The organism is Achromobacter sp., assembly GCF_049647645.1.
In the GTDB taxonomy this organism is placed as follows: domain Bacteria; phylum Pseudomonadota; class Gammaproteobacteria; order Burkholderiales; family Burkholderiaceae_B; genus Achromobacter.
On sequence record NZ_JBARYB010000020.1, the window covers coordinates 23,276 to 39,245 of the forward strand.

General features: G+C 67.3%; 11 protein-coding genes. 8 read left to right on the forward strand and 3 right to left on the reverse strand.

What is annotated here, in order from left to right; genetic code table 11:
• Positions 1–3: 3 nt before the first annotated feature.
• Together WBB14_RS02265 and WBB14_RS02270 are read right to left on the reverse strand one after the other, a co-directional pair.
• Positions 4–1,473: an NAD-dependent succinate-semialdehyde dehydrogenase gene (locus tag WBB14_RS02265; protein ID WP_424238388.1), complete on the reverse strand. Its 1,470-nt coding sequence runs from the start codon at positions 1,471–1,473 to the stop codon at positions 4–6.
• 124 nt (positions 1,474–1,597) lie between these two features.
• On the reverse strand, positions 1,598–2,863 hold the full coding sequence (locus WBB14_RS02270; protein WP_424238389.1) for a 4-aminobutyrate--2-oxoglutarate transaminase: 1,266 nt from the start codon (positions 2,861–2,863) through the stop codon (positions 1,598–1,600).
• 95 nt (positions 2,864–2,958) lie between these two features.
• Between WBB14_RS02270 and WBB14_RS02275 the strand changes: the two genes are divergently transcribed.
• Complete coding sequence (locus WBB14_RS02275; RefSeq protein WP_424238390.1) at positions 2,959–4,485, forward strand: PLP-dependent aminotransferase family protein; 1,527 nt, start codon at positions 2,959–2,961, stop codon at positions 4,483–4,485.
• Here the strand turns inward: WBB14_RS02275 and WBB14_RS02280 are convergent.
• Positions 4,471–5,310, reverse strand: a complete 840-nt coding sequence (locus WBB14_RS02280; protein WP_424238391.1) for a DUF72 domain-containing protein — start codon at positions 5,308–5,310, stop codon at positions 4,471–4,473. The genes WBB14_RS02275 and WBB14_RS02280 overlap by 15 nt on opposite strands.
• A gap of 118 nt (positions 5,311–5,428) precedes the next feature.
• On the opposite strand from WBB14_RS02280, the gene WBB14_RS02285 reads away from it, so the two are divergent.
• From WBB14_RS02285 to WBB14_RS02315, 7 genes are all read left to right on the forward strand, one after another.
• Positions 5,429–7,537: an ATP-dependent helicase gene (locus WBB14_RS02285; RefSeq protein ID WP_424238392.1), complete on the forward strand. Its 2,109-nt coding sequence runs from the start codon at positions 5,429–5,431 to the stop codon at positions 7,535–7,537.
• A gap of 63 nt (positions 7,538–7,600) precedes the next feature.
• Complete coding sequence (locus tag WBB14_RS02290; RefSeq protein WP_332013751.1) at positions 7,601–8,605, forward strand: magnesium and cobalt transport protein CorA; 1,005 nt, start codon at positions 7,601–7,603, stop codon at positions 8,603–8,605.
• Between the two features lie 128 nt (positions 8,606–8,733).
• Positions 8,734–9,393, forward strand: coding sequence for a thermonuclease family protein (locus WBB14_RS02295; protein WP_424238393.1), 660 nt, complete (start codon positions 8,734–8,736; stop codon positions 9,391–9,393).
• Positions 9,394–9,514: 121 nt separating this feature from the next.
• Positions 9,515–11,752, forward strand: a complete 2,238-nt coding sequence (locus tag WBB14_RS02300) for an ABC transporter substrate-binding protein (protein WP_424238394.1) — start codon at positions 9,515–9,517, stop codon at positions 11,750–11,752.
• The gene (locus tag WBB14_RS02305; protein ID WP_332013748.1) at positions 11,749–12,726 is read left to right on the forward strand and encodes an ABC transporter permease; all 978 of its coding nucleotides are present in this window, start codon (positions 11,749–11,751) and stop codon (positions 12,724–12,726) included. Before WBB14_RS02300 ends, WBB14_RS02305 begins: the two co-directional genes overlap by 4 nt.
• A gap of 5 nt (positions 12,727–12,731) precedes the next feature.
• Complete coding sequence (locus WBB14_RS02310) at positions 12,732–14,240, forward strand: ABC transporter permease (RefSeq protein ID WP_424238395.1); 1,509 nt, start codon at positions 12,732–12,734, stop codon at positions 14,238–14,240.
• Positions 14,237–15,934 (forward strand): ABC transporter ATP-binding protein, encoded by a 1,698-nt coding sequence (locus WBB14_RS02315; protein WP_424238396.1) that lies wholly within the window; start codon positions 14,237–14,239, stop codon positions 15,932–15,934. The genes WBB14_RS02310 and WBB14_RS02315 overlap by 4 nt, the downstream gene beginning before the upstream one ends.
• Positions 15,935–15,970: the final 36 nt, after the last annotated feature.

The window sequence follows — 15,970 nt, forward strand, 5'->3', positions numbered from 1 at the left end:
CGTTCAGGCGCCCAGGTCCACGCAGAGGTACTTGATCTCCAGGTACTCTTCGATGCCGTACTTGGAGCCTTCACGGCCCAGGCCGGATTGCTTGACGCCGCCGAACGGACCGACTTCGTTGGAGATGATGCCGGTGTTGATGCCGACGATGCCGTACTCCAGCGCTTCGGACACGCGCCAGATGCGGGCGTAGTCGCGGGTGAAGAAGTAGGCGGCCAGGCCGAAGATGGTGTCGTTGGCCATGCCGATGACTTCCTGTTCCGTTTCGAAGCGGAACAGCGGAGCCACCGGACCGAAGGTTTCCTCGGTCGCGAAGCGCATGGACTGGGTCACGTCGCGCACCACGGTCGGTTCAAAGAAGGTGCCGCCCAGCGCATGCGGCTTGCCGCCGGCGATTACCTTGGCGCCGTGCGACGTCGCGTCGGCGATGTGCTCCTGCACCTTTTCCACGGCGCTGCCGTCGATCAGCGGGCCCTGGGTCACGCCGTCGGCGAAGCCGTCGCCGACCTTCATGGCTTCGACCTTGGCGACCAGGCGCTTGGCGATCTCTTCGTAGACGCCGGCCTGCACGTAGATGCGGTTGGCGCAGACGCAGGTCTGGCCGGCGTTGCGGTACTTGGAGGCCAGGATGCCGTCGATGGCGCGGTCCAGGTCGGCATCGTCGAACACGATGAAGGGCGCGTTGCCGCCCAGTTCCAGCGACAGCTTCTTGATGGTGGGGGCGCATTGCTCCATCAGCGTGCGGCCGACTTCGGTGGAGCCGGTGAAGCTCAGCTTGCGCACCACATCGCTTTCGCACAGGGCCGCGCCGATCTCGCGCGAGCTGCCGGTGATGACGTGGAAGACGCCCGCGGGCACGCCGGCTTCTTCAGCCAGCACGGCCAGCGCCAGTGCGGTCAGCGGGGTCTGCTGGGCGGGCTTGACCACCATGGTGCAGCCAGCGGCCAGGGCCGGGCCGACCTTGCGCGTGATCATCGCGGCCGGGAAGTTCCAGGGCGTGATGGCGGCGGTGACGCCGATGGGCTGCTTGAGCGCCATCAGGCGCTGGCCGGCCTTGGGGCTTTGCAGGATGTCGCCGTCGATGCGCTTGGCTTCTTCGCCGAACCACTCCAGGAACGAGGCGGCATAGGCGATTTCGCCGGCGGCTTCGGTCACGGGCTTGCCCTGTTCGGACGTCATGATGGCGGCCAGGTCCTGCTGGTTCTGCATCATGAGCTGGGCCCACTTCAGCAGGATGGCGGCGCGTTCCTTGCCGGTCTTGGCGCTCCAGGCGGGCAGGGCGGCCTCGGCGCTGGCGATGGCCTGTTCGGCTTCCTTGCGGCCCAGCTTGGGCACGGACACGATGGTCTTGCCGGTGGAGGGATTGTCCACGGGGATGGACGGGCCGTTGCCGGCGGCTACCCACTTGCCGTCGATGTAGCAGGCGTCGCGCAGCAGGTCGGGGCGCGCCAGGGGATGAGTCAGTGCGGTCATTGTTGCAGTCTCCTTGAATGGAAGCGGCCGGCCAGGAAACGTTTACGGGCGTGGCGGGTAACCCGCTACGCCCGCAAAACTCGTGCCTGCCCGCCGGAATACCGGTTTGTTCAGGCCCTGTGCGTCAGGCGGCGAGCGCCTCGGACAGGATGGCCAGCGCGCGATCGAACTGGGCGTCGGGGATGGTCAAGGGGTACAGGAAGCGCAGGACGTTGCCGTACACACCGCAGCTTAGCAAAATCAGACCCTTTTCGATGGCGCGGGCTTGCACGCGCTTGACCGCTTCCGCGTCCGGCTTGCCGCTGGCGGGATCGTTCAGCTCCACGGCGACCATGGAGCCCAGGCCGCGCACGTCGGCGATGCCCGGAACCTTGGCGCGCAGGCCTTCCAGATGCGCGCGCAGCTTGTCGCCCAGGATGACGGCGCGTTCGCACAGCTTTTCCTCGGCGATCACGTCCAGCACGGCGTGCGCCGCGGCGACCGCCAGCGGGTTGCCGGCATAGGTGCCGCCCAGGCCGCCGGCGGCGGGCGCGTCCATGACGTCGGCGCGGCCGACCACGCCCGAGATCGGGAAGCCGCCGCCCAGGCTCTTGGCCATGGTGATCAGGTCGGCCTGGACCGAGTGGTGCTCCATGGCGAACAGCTTGCCGGTGCGGCCGAAGCCGGTCTGGACTTCATCGGCGATCAGCAGGATGCCATGCTCGTCGCAGACCTTGCGCAGCGCCGTCATCAGTTCGGGCGGGGTGATATTGAAGCCGCCTTCGCCCTGCACCGGCTCGATGATGATGGCCGCGACGCGCTTGGGATCGATGTCGCACTTGAACAGCAGATCCAGCGCCTTGAGCGAGTCCGCCACGCTGATGGACTGAGTGGCGTTGGGGAAGGGTACGTGGTAGATGTCGCCGGGCATCGGACCGAACGACAGCTTGTACGGGGCGACCTTGCCGGTCAGCGCCATGCCCAGCATGGTGCGGCCGTGGAACGAGCCCGAGAAAGCGATGACGCCCGAGCGGCCGGTGGCCGAACGCGCGATCTTGACGGCGTTTTCGACGGCTTCCACGCCGGTGGTGAAGAAGGCGCTCTTCTTCAGGCCGTCGATGGGAGCGAGGCGGTTGATGCGCTCGGCCAGCGAGACATAGCCTTCGTACGGCACGATCTGATAGGCCGTGTGGGTGAAGTTGTCCAGCTGTGCGGCAACCGCGGCCTTGATCTTCGGGTGCAGATGGCCCGTGTTCAGGACGGCGATGCCGCCTGCGAAATCGATGTACTCCTTGCCATTGGCGTCCCACAGGGTGGCGTTTTCGGCGCGCACCGCGTAGAAGTCGCACATGACGCCGACGCCGCGGGGCGTGGCCAGGGAACGGCGGGTATTCAGGTCCTGATTCTTCATCTCAGCCTCGGAGAGCATGATGGGCGGGAAAACCTTATTTAATGCTACGATGGCCCCATTTGTGGGAACCACTTTTATAAATCAGGTAGAACCAATTGCGGTCCATAGTCGGTGACTTGCTGCAGCTGCGGCTGGCGGACGGCTCCAGCGAGCCCATGAACAAGCGGCTGTACCGCGGTATCCGGGAAGCCATCCTGGACGGGGCCATCGCCGCGGACTCGCGCCTGCCCGCCTCGCGCGACCTGGCGGCCGAGCTCGGCATCGCCCGCAACACGGTGGTCCACGTCTACAGCCAGCTGCTGGCCGAAGGCTACACCCGCAGCCGCCAGGGCAACGGCACCTTCGTCAACGCCTCGGTCCCGGATTCCTACCTGGCCAGCGGCCGGCGCAAAAGCCAGCCGCCGCCGGCGCAAGCGCGTCCGGCGCTGTCGCCGCGCGGCGCTGCCATCGTCGACGGCGTCTCGGCCTCGCCCTACCAATGGGGCGCCTTCATGCCCGGCGTACCCGACCTGACCGAGTTCCCGCACAAGAAGTTCGGCCGCATCTTCAGCGCCCTGTGGCGCAATCCCTCGCCGGACCTGCTGACCTACGCCTATGGCGGCGGGCTGCCGGCGTTGCGCGAGGCGCTGGCGCAGCATCTGGCGCTGACCCGCTCGATCGATTGCGATCCCGAGCAGATCATCATCACCGAAGGCTCGCACCAGGCCATCGACCTGACCACCCGCATCCTGGGCGAGGCCGGCGAGACCGCCTGGGTCGAGGATCCGGGCTATTGGGGCGCGCGCACCATCCTGCAGGCCAACGGCCTGCACACCGTGCACCTGCCGGTGGACGAGGAAGGCATGCGCCTGCCGGAGACCGTCGGCACGCCGCCGCGCTTCATCTTCGTCACGCCTTCGCACCAGTATCCGCTGGGCCCGGTCATGTCGCTGACGCGCCGGCGCCAGTTGTTGGCAGTGGCGCGGCAAAGCGGCAGCTGGATCATCGAAGACGATTACGACAGCGAATTCCGCTTCTCGGGCCGGCCCATCGCTTCGCTGCTGGGACTGGAGCCGGACGCGCCCGTGATCTATATGGGCACGTTCAGCAAGACCCTCTACCCGGGCCTGCGCGTGGGCTATCTGGTGCTGCCCAAGACCCTGACCGCCGCGTTCCAGGCGGCGCACGCGGAGCTATACCGCGAAGGCCATCTGATGACGCACGCGGCCCTGGCCACCTTCATCTCGGAAGGGCATTACGCGGCCCACATCCGCCGCATGCGCATGCTGTACGGACGCCGCCGCGCCATGCTGGTCAACCTGATCGAACGGCGGCTGGGACCCGACTGGCTGCATCGCGACGCCAGCATGGCGGGGCTGCATCTGGTGTTGACGCTGCCGCAGGACATGGACGACCTGCGCGTGGTGGACGTGGCGCGCGGCAAGGGCGTGCTGACGCGCGCGCTGTCGCGCTATTACGTCAATGACGAGGGCCGCCGGCCCGGCCTGCTGCTGGGCTACGCCTGCGTGCCCGAGCACGACATCGCGCGCAAGTTCGAGGTGCTGCTGGAAAGCCTGAATGAAGTGGCGCGCGCGCCCGCGCCCGCCGCGGCGCAGCCCCTGGCCGCCTCAGGCCGGCGCTAGCGCGGCCGCGAAGGCAGCGGCGTTGCGCATGCCCTGGTCTTCGAAATTGGTGTTGAAGACCGCGTGCGCCTGGGCGCTTTGCGCGGCCAGCCGCAAGAAGCGCTCGGCCAGTTCGGCCAGCTCCTGCTCGGAGTATTCATATTGGAAGCGGCCCGAGGATGCGGCGCCGGACACGTTCCACGTGGCGGTGTTGCGCCCATGCAGGCGCAGCAGCGTCAGTTCCGGATGGGTGCATTCCCAGATGGCGGGCACGGTGTTGTCAAAGCCCTGAGGGCTGTCGACCACCGTGTGCGCCACCCCCAGGTCGCGTTCGAAGGCCAGCGTGTCCGCAGTGGCGGAGGGCGACTCGAACCAGCTGCGGTGGCGGAATTCCACCGACACCAGGTGTTCCTCCATGCGCCGCGCACAGTCGGCGACGCGGGCGCGGCCGCGGGCGTCGCGCCGGATCCAGGGCGGGAACTGGAAATGCACCGCGCCCAGCTTGCCGGGCATGCGCAGCGGTTCCAGCGCGAGCTGGTAGCGGCGCCAGAGTTCGTCGCGCAAATCCGCGGGCATGCGGTCGTGGTAGATGAAGGGTTCGGGCCAGTCCGGCAGTTCGCGCCGGATGTCCGCGGGCAGGGCGGAAAGCGGCGTCTGATGACCGGTGAACAGCCGGAAGGCCTTGATATTGAAGACGAAATCTTCCGGCGTGCGCTGCGCCCAGAGATAGGCGTTTTCGGCCGTGGGCATGGCGTAGTAGCTGGAATCGACCTCGGCCATGGGAAAGCGGCCGCAGGCCAGCAGGGTGGGGTCGGTCCAGGAGGCGGTGCCGGTTAGTAGGCGCATGGCCACGGGCAAATCAGACGGAAGTGAAAAAATTCTGTATAAATATACAGTGCTCACCGAGGGCCGGGCAACGCCGGTCCTCTAATTTTCAGCGGCCGCGGCATTGCGGCCCCGCTCCATGTCCGACCAAACCCACTCGCCGTCCCCATCCGCCTCCAACCGTCCCGATCCCCTGGCCGATCTCAACCCCGCCCAACGCGAAGCCGCCGAGTTCGGCGTGGCCGGCGCGCCGGGCGACGGTGGTCCGCTGCTGGTGATCGCGGGGGCGGGTTCGGGCAAAACCAACACGCTAGCCCACCGGGTCGCGCACCTGATCCTGAACGGCGCGGACCCGCAGCGCATGCTGCTCCTGACCTTCTCGCGCCGCGCGGCGCAGGAAATGGAACGGCGCGTGGGCTCGGTGCTGCAGCGGGTGATGAACCTGCGCGCCACCCAGCAGGCGCCGTCGCTGCCCTGGGCCGGCACCTTCCATGCCATCGGCGCGCGCCTGCTGCGCGATTGCGCGCAACGCATCGGCTTGTCCGAAGCCTTCACCATCCATGACCGCGGCGATGCCGAGGACTTGATGGGCATGGTGCGCCACGAGCTGGGCCTGTCGTCCACCAAGTCGCGTTTTCCGCTCAAGGGCACCTGCCTGGCCATTTATTCGCGCGTGGTCAACAGCCAGACGCCGGTGGCCGACGTGCTGAAGACGTCCTTTCCCTGGTGCGCGCAATGGGAAGATGAACTCAAGAACCTGTTCCGCGCCTATGTCGCGGCCAAGCAGGACCAGCAGGTGCTGGACTACGACGACCTGCTGCTTTATTGGGCCGAGATGATGGGCGAGCCCGGCATCGCGGCCGACGTGGGCGCGCGCTTTGACCACGTGCTGGTGGACGAATACCAGGACACCAACCGCCTGCAGTCCGCCATCCTGCTGGCGATGAAACCGGACGGGCGCGGCTTGACGGTGGTGGGCGACGATGCCCAGTCCATCTATTCGTTCCGCGCGGCCACGGTGCGCAACATCCTGGACTTTCCGGGGCAGTTTCCCACCCCCGCGCGCGTCATCACGCTGGACCGCAATTACCGTTCCACGCAACCCATACTGAACGCGTCCAACGCCGTGATCGGCCTGGCTACCGAGCGCTACGCCAAGGACTTGTGGACCGACCGCAAGTCGTCGCAGCTGCCTGAACTGGTCACGGTCAGCGATGAGGCCGGCCAGGCGCGCTGGGTGGCCGACCAGGTGCTGGCGCAACGCGAGGGCGGGGCCACGCTCAAGTCGCAGGCGGCGCTGTTCCGCACCGCCAGCCATAGCGCCGCGCTGGAACTGGAGCTGACCCGCCGCAACATCCCCTTCGTGAAGTTCGGCGGCCTGCGCTTCCTGGAGGCCGCGCACGTCAAGGACTTGTTGTCGCTGTTGCGCTGGGCGGAAAATCCGCGCGGCCGCATGGCGGGCTTTCGCGTGGCGCAGTTGCTGCCCGGCATCGGCCCGGCCACGGCGGGCAAATTGATGGACGCCATGTCGGCGTCCGCCGAACCCCTGCGCGCGTTGCGCGAGTTCAAGCCGGGCGCGGCGGCGCAGGGCGAGTGGGGGGCTTTCGCCGACACCTACGCGGCGCTGTGCGACCCTGCGCTGAAATGGCCTGCCGACGTGGACCTGGCCCTGCGCTGGTACGGCGCGCAGCTGGAGCGCCTGTACGACGATGCGCGCGTGCGCCGCGCGGACCTGGACCAGTTGGCGCGCATCGCCGCGAGCTACGGCACGCGCGAACGCTTCCTGACCGAGCTGACGCTGGATCCGCCGGACGCCACCAGCGACGAGTCCGGCGCGCCGCATCGCGACGAGGACTACATGATCCTGTCCACCATCCATTCCGCCAAGGGCCAGGAATGGAAGGCGGTCTACGTGCTGAACGTGGTCGACGGCTGCATTCCGTCCGACATGAGCACCGGCACCGCCGAGGAAATCGAGGAAGAGCGCCGCCTGCTGTACGTGGCGATGACGCGCGCCAAGGAACGCCTGCAGCTGATCGTGCCGCAGCGCTTCTATGTGCACCAGCAGACCGGCATGGGCGACCGCCACGTCTACGGATCGCGCACCCGCTACATCACCAATGCGATGCTGCCGCTGTTCGATCACTTGCCCAAGCCGCCGGATCTGCCCGAGGGGCGCGGCGCGCCCAAGGAACCGCAGGCGCCCAGCGTGGACGTGGCCAAGCGGGTGCGCAACCTGTTCTCCTAGGCTGGGCTATCATCGCCCGATATATAAGCTGTCCGGTAGGGATCGCATTGCAAAAGGGTGTTTATGGCTACTGAAGAACATGCCGCCGACGACTCCAAGAGAGAAGTCGTCGCATCGATCGCCTACGTGAACGGACGGCGGGACCGCGAGGTCCCGATCGATGAGGTCGCCCAGTACGTCAGCCAGGACCACGGCATGCTGTGGATCGGCTTGCGCAATCCGCGCCCGGAAATGCTGGCCAAGGTCGCCAGCGAGCTCGGCGCCTGCGACAAGAATCAGGAAGAAATGCTGGAATCCCACCGGCGGCCGAAAATCATCGACTACGGCAATATGATCCTCATCGTCGCCATCACGGTGGAGGTCGAGGCCGAGCGTCCCATCTTTGGCGAGACCCAGTTCCTCATCGGCGACGGTTTTTTGGTCACGGTGCGGCGCGGCGCCACCGCCGGCCACAGCCCCTTGCGCGAACGGCTGGAAGCCTCGCCCGACCTGCTCAAGCGCGGCAGCGATTACGTGGCCTCGGAATTGCTGGATTGGCTGGTGGACCGCTACGTCGCGGCGGCCGGCAAGATCGAATCCGTGGTCGAGGGCGCCGAGCAGAAGCTGCTGATCCGCGGCGCCAAGGACTCGGACATCCGCAGGCTATACCGCCAGCGCCGCGACCTGCTGCGCATCCATACCGTGGTGTCGCCGCTGGCCGAGATCTGCCGCCGCCTGGCGCGGGTCGAGATGTCGGCGGTGGACGAGCATGCCCGTCCGTACTTCGGCGAGGTCGCCGACCGCGTGCTGCGCGTGGACGAACTGTTCAACTCGCTGCGCGAATCCCTGGCCTTCGCCTTTGAAGCCAGCCTGATGATCGGCCAGGCGGCCCAGAACGACACCACCCGCAAGCTGGCGTCCTGGGCCGCCATCCTGGCGGTGCCTACGGCCATCGCGGGTATCTACGGCATGAACTTCGAGTTCATGCCCGAGCTGAAATCGCCCTGGGGCTATCCGATCACGCTGGGCGTCATCGCATCGATCTGTACGCTGCTGTATTGGCGGTTCCGCAAGTCGGGCTGGCTGTAGGAGTTGCGCGCGCGAATGGTCGCTGGCGTCCAGCGCGCGCAACTCATAGATCACCATCGCCCAAAACACGGCTTCGCGCTCGGCCTTTATGGCAAACTGCCTGCGTTTTCCTACCTGGAGCGCTAGCGGTGCGTGGCAAACCCAACTTTCGCGGCGGCAGCAAGCTGACCGCCCTGATCGTCGCCCTGATACTTGCGGCGGCCGGCGCCATCGTCAATTGGCTGCAGCCCTCGGGACGGGACGGGCAGGACCGGACCGAACGTCCGACTGCTTCAGCTCCGAACCGCCCGGGCGCAACGCTGGCCGGCGGCATACCGCAGGGCAGCTACACGCTGACGGGCTCGATCGTGAACGTGGCCGACGGCGACACCGTGACCCTGCGCGCCCCGGACGGCCAGCACCGCATCCGCTTGGACAGCATCGACGCGCCGGAAGAGGGCCATGGCTCCGACCAGCCGGGACAGCCCTATGCCGAGGCCGCGCGCAAGAGCCTGGCTGGCCTGGTCGCGGGCAAGACGCTCACCGCGCAGTGCTACGAGAAGGACCAGTACGGCCGGGAAGTCTGCGCCCTGATCCTGGATGACGGCCGCTCGGCCAACCGCCTGCAAGTGGAGGCCGGCTACGCCTGGGCCTATACCGCGCGCCAGGGCGACTACCTGCGCGACAAGGCCATGCCGGACCTGCAGCGCCAGGCCAAGGCGGCCGGGCGCGGCCTGTGGGCGCAGCCGGGCGCCATGCAACCCTGGAAGTGGCGCTACGACTGCTGGCGGCAGCGCCAGTGCGGCTGAGCCTGGGCGGCTCCGGGCTGGAAACCGCGCCTGAGGGCGGACTGCCTTGGGGGATGCCTGGGTATAGTCCCTGGCCCGTGTTTGCTATCCTCTGTCGCAACGATTCGAAGGGAAGGTTTCCATGCGTGCATTGAAGCGGCTCTGGGCGGCGGCCATGCTGTTGTCGCTGGCGTTGGCGGGCTGCTCGCAAGAGAGCCCCATCAACAGCCCGTACCCGTCCGGCGCCGAAAGCCAGAACACGCTGTTTTCCGCCTTCGTCAAGCGGTCTCCGAAGTACCTGGACCCGGCCAGCTCTTATTCCGGCGACGAGACCCCTTATACGTACAACATCTATGAGACGCTGTACGGCTACCACTACCTGAAGCGGCCCTACGAACTGGTGCCGCGCGCGGCGGCGTCGATCGACCCGCCCGTCTACCTGGACGCGCAAGGCAACACGCTGCCCGCCGACACCCCCGGCGAGCAGATCGCGCAAAGCGTTTACGACATCAAGATCCGGCCTGGCGCGCGTTACGCGCCGCATCCGGCCTTCGCCCGCAAGACCGACGGCAGCTACGACTACTTTCCGCTGGCCGCGGGCGAACTGGACGACAAGTTCTACATTCCCGACTTCCCGCGCGCCGGCACGCGCGAACTGACGGCCGACGATTATGTCTACGCTTTCCGGCGCCTGGTCAGCCCGCGCGTGGTGTCGCCGATCTCCAGCCTCATGACCGAGCACGTGGCCGGCCTGAAAGAGTACGCAGACCGCCTGCGCCAGCGCGACCAGGCGTTGCGGCGCGATGTGCCGGGCGGCGCCGGCGCGCCGCCCTGGCTGGACCTGCGCGAGGCCGACGGTTTCACGGGCGTGCAGGCGCTGGATCCGCACACGCTGCGCATCCGCGTCAACGGCAAGTACCCGCAGTTCAAATACTGGCTGGCCATGACCTTCACCGCGCCCATTCCTTGGGAAGCCGACCGCTTCTACAGCCAGCCCGGCATGGGGGCGCACGATCTGTCGTTCAACACCTGGCCGGTGGGCACCGGCCCGTACATGCTGGTGGAGTCGTTGCAGAACCGCCGCCACGTGCTGGGCCGCAATCCCAATTTCCATGGCGAACCCTATCCCTGCGAAGGCGAGCCCGGCGACGCGGCCGCCGGCCTGCTGGCCGACTGCGGCAAGCCCACGCCTTTCATCGACCGCGCGGAATTCAGCGTCGAAAAGGAAGCCATCCCGCTGACCGGCAAGTTCTTGCAGGGCTATTACGACGTGCCGCAGATCGAGCGCGGCGAGTATGGCGTGGCCATGCTGGTCGCCGCTGGCGACAGCCAGGACAAGGCGCGCCTGTACAGCGAGCATGGCATCAAGCTGCCGACCACGGTCGAGACCGCCAACTGGTACATGGGTTTCAACTGGCTGGACCCGGTGGTGGGCAAGGGCGATACGCCGGCGCAGGAAGAAAAGAACCGCAAGCTGCGCCAGGCCATCAGCATCGCCTTCGACTGGGAGGAATACGTGGCCGTGTTCGAGAACAGCCAGGCCTCGGTGGCTTATGGCCCGGTGCCGCCGGGCGTGCTTGGCTACCGCGAACCGCCCGAAGGCGTGAATCCGGTGGTCTACGACCTGGTGGACGGCAAACCCGTGCGCAAGTCCGTGGACGTGGCCCGTCGCCTGTTGGCCGAAGCGGGCTACCCCGACGGCCGCAACGCCAAGACGGGCGCGCCGCTGGTGCTCTATTACGACTCGATGCAGGGCGGCGGCTCCAATCCGCAGTTCGACTGGATGCGGCGCCAACTGGCCAAGATAGGCGTGCAGCTGGACGTGCGCGCCACCGACTACAACCGCTTCCAGGACAAGATGATGCGCGGGTCGGCGCAAATCTTCCTGTGGGGCTGGAACGCCGACTATCCCGACGCCGAGAACTTCCTGTTCCTGCTCTACGGCCCCAACGCCAAGGCCAAGGGCGGCGGGGAGAATGCGGCCAACTACGCCAGCCCCGAGTTCGACCGCCTCTTCGAGCAGATGAAGTTCCTGGACGACGGTCCCGAAAAGGCACAGCTCATCGCCAGGATGATAGCCATCGTGCAGCGCGACGCACCCTGGATGTTCGGCTACTTCCCGATGTCGGGCGGTGCCTACCAGCAGTGGGTCGGCAACGCCAAGCCGACCCAGATGGTCCGCAACACGCTGCAGTACATGAAGATCGATGCCGCCCTGCGGCAGCAGAAGATCGATGAGTGGAACTATCCGCGGTGGTGGCCGATCGGCCTGTTCGCGCTGTTGCTGGCGCTGGCGATATGGCCTTCGTATGTGGCGCTGAAGCGGCGCGAGCGCCAGACGGCATTTACGCCGGCCCTGGGCAAGGAGCATCAATCATGATCGGCTACGTGATCCGCCGGTTGCTGTACGGCGTGCTGATCCTGATCGGCGTGAACCTTTTCACCTTCGTCCTGTTCTTCGCCGTGAATACGCCCGACGACATGGCGCGGCTGGCCATCGGCGGGCAGCGCGTCAACCCGGATGCCATTGAAAAATGGAAGGTCGAGCGCGGCTACGACAAGCCGCTGTTCTTCAACGCCAAGGCGGAAGGCGCGGCTCAACTGACCGACACCGTGTTCTACCAGCGCTCAGTGCCCTTGCTGGTCATGGACTTCGGCGCGTCCGACGGCGGGCGCGACATCGGCCGCGAGATCAAGACGCGCATGGGCCCCAGTTTGGCCCTGGCGGTGCCCACCTTTTTCCTGGGGCTGTTCGTCAGCATCGTCTTTTCCCTGACGCTGGTCTACTTCCGCGCCACGCGGCTCGACTTCTGGGGCGTGGTGGTCTGCGTGTTGCTGCTATCCATCTCCAGCCTGTTCTACATCATCGCCGGCCAATGGGTCTTCGCCAAGCTGCTGCGGCTGGTGCCGTTCTCGGGCTTTTCGGGCGGGCTCGACGTGGTCAAGTTCCTGGCGTTGCCGGTGCTGGTCGCGATCGTGTCGCGGCTGGGTCCGGAAGCGCGCTTCTACCGCACCCTGTTCCTGGAAGAGATCGGCAAGGACTATGTGCGCACCGCGCGCTCCAAGGGGCTGGCCGAACGCATCGTGCTGTTCCGGCATGTGCTGCGCAACGCCATGCTGCCCATCCTGACCAGCACGGTGGCGGCCTTGCCGCTGCTGTTCATGGGCAGCTTGATCGCGGAGTCCTTCTTCGGCATTCCAGGGCTGGGCAGCTACACCATCGACGCCATCAACGCGCAGGACTTCTCCATCGTGCGCGCCATGGTGTTCCTGGGCGCCGCGCTCTACATCGTGGGGCTGATCCTGGCCGACATTTCCTACACGCTGGCCGACCCCCGCGTCCGATTCGAGTAGCCGCCATGCCCAAGTTCGTCTTCCTCTGGACCGATATCGCGCTGTGGCTCATGGCGCTGGGCGCGCTGGCCTATGTCTGGCACGTGCGCCGCAGCCCGAACCTGCGCGCGACCTGGGCGCGCGTGGCGCGCGACACGCCGGCCATGTGCTCGGCCGTGATTCTGGCCGCCTTCGTGGTGGTGGGCCTGCTGGACTCGGTGCACTACCGGCCGCTGCTGCCGCCGGCTCCGGGCGCCGCCGCCGACGCGCCGCCGGCCTATGCGCCCGCGGTGCGCTCGGCGCTGGACGGCCTGCTGACGGGTTCGGTGCTGACCACGCCGGAAAAAACCTATTCCGAGCCCTTGGCGATACGGCAGTTCACCAAGGAAACCATGCTCGTCAACGATAAGCCGGTGCGCGATTTTCCCCGCCTGCGGGGCGCGGGCGTCCATCTGCAGGATCCCGACCGCGATCACCTGGGCGATGTGGCCAAGCGGGTCGGGCTGGGCTTGGCCGCGGGGCTGGCGGTGTCCGCCTTCGTGGTTGGAATCATGTATGCCGGCCTGGCCAGGCGGCGCGCCGCCCGGGTTGCCGCCGGGGATCCGCAGGGCGGCTATTCGGAAGTGCCCTGGCGCGCCATGGCCGTCACCTTCACGCTACTGTGCCTGACGGCGGGCGCCCTGGCCGGCCTGTCCAGCGGCTATCACGCGCTGGGCACCGACCGCATCGGCAACGACGTGCTGTGGCAGGCGCTCAAGAGCATCCGCACGGCGCTGGTCATCGGCAGCCTCACCACCATTGCGATGCTGCCGCCGGCCATCGTCTTCGGCATCGCCGCCGGCTACTTCAAGGGCAAGATCGACGACGGCATCCAGTATCTCTACACCACCATTACCTCGATTCCGGGCGTGCTGCTGGTGGCGGCCTGCGCGCTGATGATGCAGGTGTACATCGACAACAACGCGGACCTGTTCGACACGTCGGCCGCGCGCGCGGACCTGCGGCTGTTCCTGCTCTGCATGATCCTGGGCTTTACCGGCTGGGCCGGGCTGTGCCGCCTGCTGCGCGCCGAAACCCTCAAGCTGCGCGAGTTGGAATACGTGCAGGCGGCGCGGGCCTTCGGCGTATCGCACTGGCGCATCATGACGCGCCATCTGCTGCCCAATGTGGCGCACCTGGTTCTCATCACCGTGGTGCTGGAGTTCTCGGGCCTGGTTTTGTACGAGGCCGTGCTGTCCTATCTGGGCATAGGCGTGGATCCCAGCATGAATTCCTTCGGTTCCATGATCGACGGCGCCCGGCTGGAAATGTCCCGCGACCCCATGATCTGGTGGAACCTGATGACCGCATTCCTGTTCATGCTGGCGCTGGTGCTGGCGGCCAACCTGTTCGCCGACGCGGTGCGCGACGCCTTCGATCCGCGCACGCGTCGCTACAAGCCCGGCCGCATGGCGCGCTTCGGCCTGTTCGGCCGCGCACCGCGCGCGGCGCTGGCCACCGATACGCGCCAGTCCCGCCCGGGAGATGCGCCATGAGCCAGGCTCCCTTGCTTGACGTGCACGGCCTGGACGTGGACATTGCCAGCGAAAGCGGCATGACGCATGCGGTCAAACGCCTGCAGCTGGCGATCTCCAGGCGGCAGACTTTCGCGCTGGTCGGCGAATCGGGGTGCGGCAAGAGCATGACGGCGCTGGCGCTATTGCGCCTGCTGCCCGACGCCGGACGCATCGTGGGCGGGCAGATCGACCTGGACGGGGAAGACCTCAACCGCCTGCCGGAAAGCGCCATGCGCGGCGTGCGCGGCGGGCGCATCGGCATCATCTTCCAGGAACCGTCCACCAGCCTGAATCCGGTCATGCGGGTGGGCGACCAGATCATCGAGACCCTGATCGCCCATACGCCCCTGCGCGGCGCCGCGGCGCGCGCGCGGGCCGTCGACTGGCTGCGGCGGGTGGGCATCCCCGAACCCGAGCGGCGCATCGACGACTATCCCTTCCAGTTCTCGGGCGGGCAGAAGCAGCGCGTCATGATCGCCATCGCGCTGGCGGCCGAACCCGTCCTGCTCATCGCGGACGAACCCACCACGGCGCTGGATGTCACGGTGCAGGCGCAGGTGCTGGACCTGCTGGCCGACATCCAGCGGGAAATGGGCATGGCGGTGCTGCTGATCACCCACGATCTCGCGGTGGTGAAGAACGTCGCCCACCACGTGGCGCTGATGCGTGGCGGCGAGATCGTCGAAAGCGCCGACGCCGAGGAGTTCTTCCGCGCGCCCAAGCACCCCTATGCGCGGCAGCTGTTCGAAGCGATCCCCACATTTGAAAAGCGCGGCACGCCGTTGACCGAAAGCGGCCGCGAGGCCATGGCGCGCGACGACGCCCGGCTGGCCGGGAGCCCCAAGGCGCGCGACGCCGGGGTGGTGCTGGATGTGCAGGACCTGAAGGTCCACTACCCCGTGCGCAAGGGACCGCTGCGCCGCATCGCGTCCTGGGTCAAGGCCGTGGACGGCGTGACCTTCACCCTGAAGGCGGGCGAAACCCTGGCCCTGCTGGGCGAGTCCGGCTGCGGCAAGACCACCACGGGCAAGGCGTTGCTGCGCTTGATCGACGGCGCACGCGTGTCGGGCCGCGCGATGCTGCAGGGGCAGGACTTGTTGTCCGCCGACCGGCGCACGCTGCAGCGCCTGAGGCAGGACATCCAGATCATCTTCCAGGACCCGTACGCCTCGCTCGACCCGCGCATGCGGGTGGGTGACATCCTGGACGAGGGGCTGGCGTCCCTGCGCGCCGGCATGGACAAGGAGGCGCGCCGCGCCCACGCCGCCCGGCTGGTCGAACGCGTGGGCCTGCCGGCCAATACCCTGGCGCGCTATCCGCACGAATTTTCTGGCGGCCAGCGCCAGCGGATCGCGATCGCGCGGGCGCTGGCGGTCGAACCGAAAGTGCTGATCTGCGATGAACCCACATCGGCGCTGGATGTTTCCGTGCAGGCGCAGATACTGGACCTGCTGCGCGAGCTGCAGCACGAGCTCGGCATCGCCTATCTGTTCATCACGCACAACTTCGGCGTGGTCGAATATCTGGCGGACCGCATCGCCGTCATGGACGCAGGCCGCATCATCGAATTGGGACTGGCTGACGCGGTGCTGCACCAGCCGCGCGAGGACATGACGCGCAGGCTGCTGGCCGCCGTGCCGCGCCTGCACTTCGGGCCGCCCGAGACGACCTGACCCGGTTGAAGCGGCGGGGGGGGGGGGGGGCCCCCC

Bases quoted from the DNA above. Each gene is read 5' to 3' on its own strand.
- WBB14_RS02265 (WP_424238388.1), bottom strand. From the start codon at position 1,473: ATGACCGCACTGACTCATCCCCTGGCGCGCCCCGACCTGCTGCGCGAC.
- WBB14_RS02270 (WP_424238389.1), bottom strand. From the start codon at position 2,863: ATGAAGAATCAGGACCTGAATACCCGCCGTTCCCTGGCCACGCCCCGC.
- WBB14_RS02280 (WP_424238391.1), bottom strand. From the start codon at position 5,310: ATGCGCCTACTAACCGGCACCGCCTCCTGGACCGACCCCACCCTGCTG.
- WBB14_RS02285 (WP_424238392.1), top strand. From the start codon at position 5,429: ATGTCCGACCAAACCCACTCGCCGTCCCCATCCGCCTCCAACCGTCCC.
- WBB14_RS02290 (WP_332013751.1), top strand. From the start codon at position 7,601: ATGGCTACTGAAGAACATGCCGCCGACGACTCCAAGAGAGAAGTCGTC.
- WBB14_RS02300 (WP_424238394.1), top strand. From the start codon at position 9,515: ATGCGTGCATTGAAGCGGCTCTGGGCGGCGGCCATGCTGTTGTCGCTG.
- WBB14_RS02305 (WP_332013748.1), top strand. From the start codon at position 11,749: ATGATCGGCTACGTGATCCGCCGGTTGCTGTACGGCGTGCTGATCCTG.
- WBB14_RS02310 (WP_424238395.1), top strand. From the start codon at position 12,732: ATGCCCAAGTTCGTCTTCCTCTGGACCGATATCGCGCTGTGGCTCATG.
- WBB14_RS02315 (WP_424238396.1), top strand. From the start codon at position 14,237: ATGAGCCAGGCTCCCTTGCTTGACGTGCACGGCCTGGACGTGGACATT.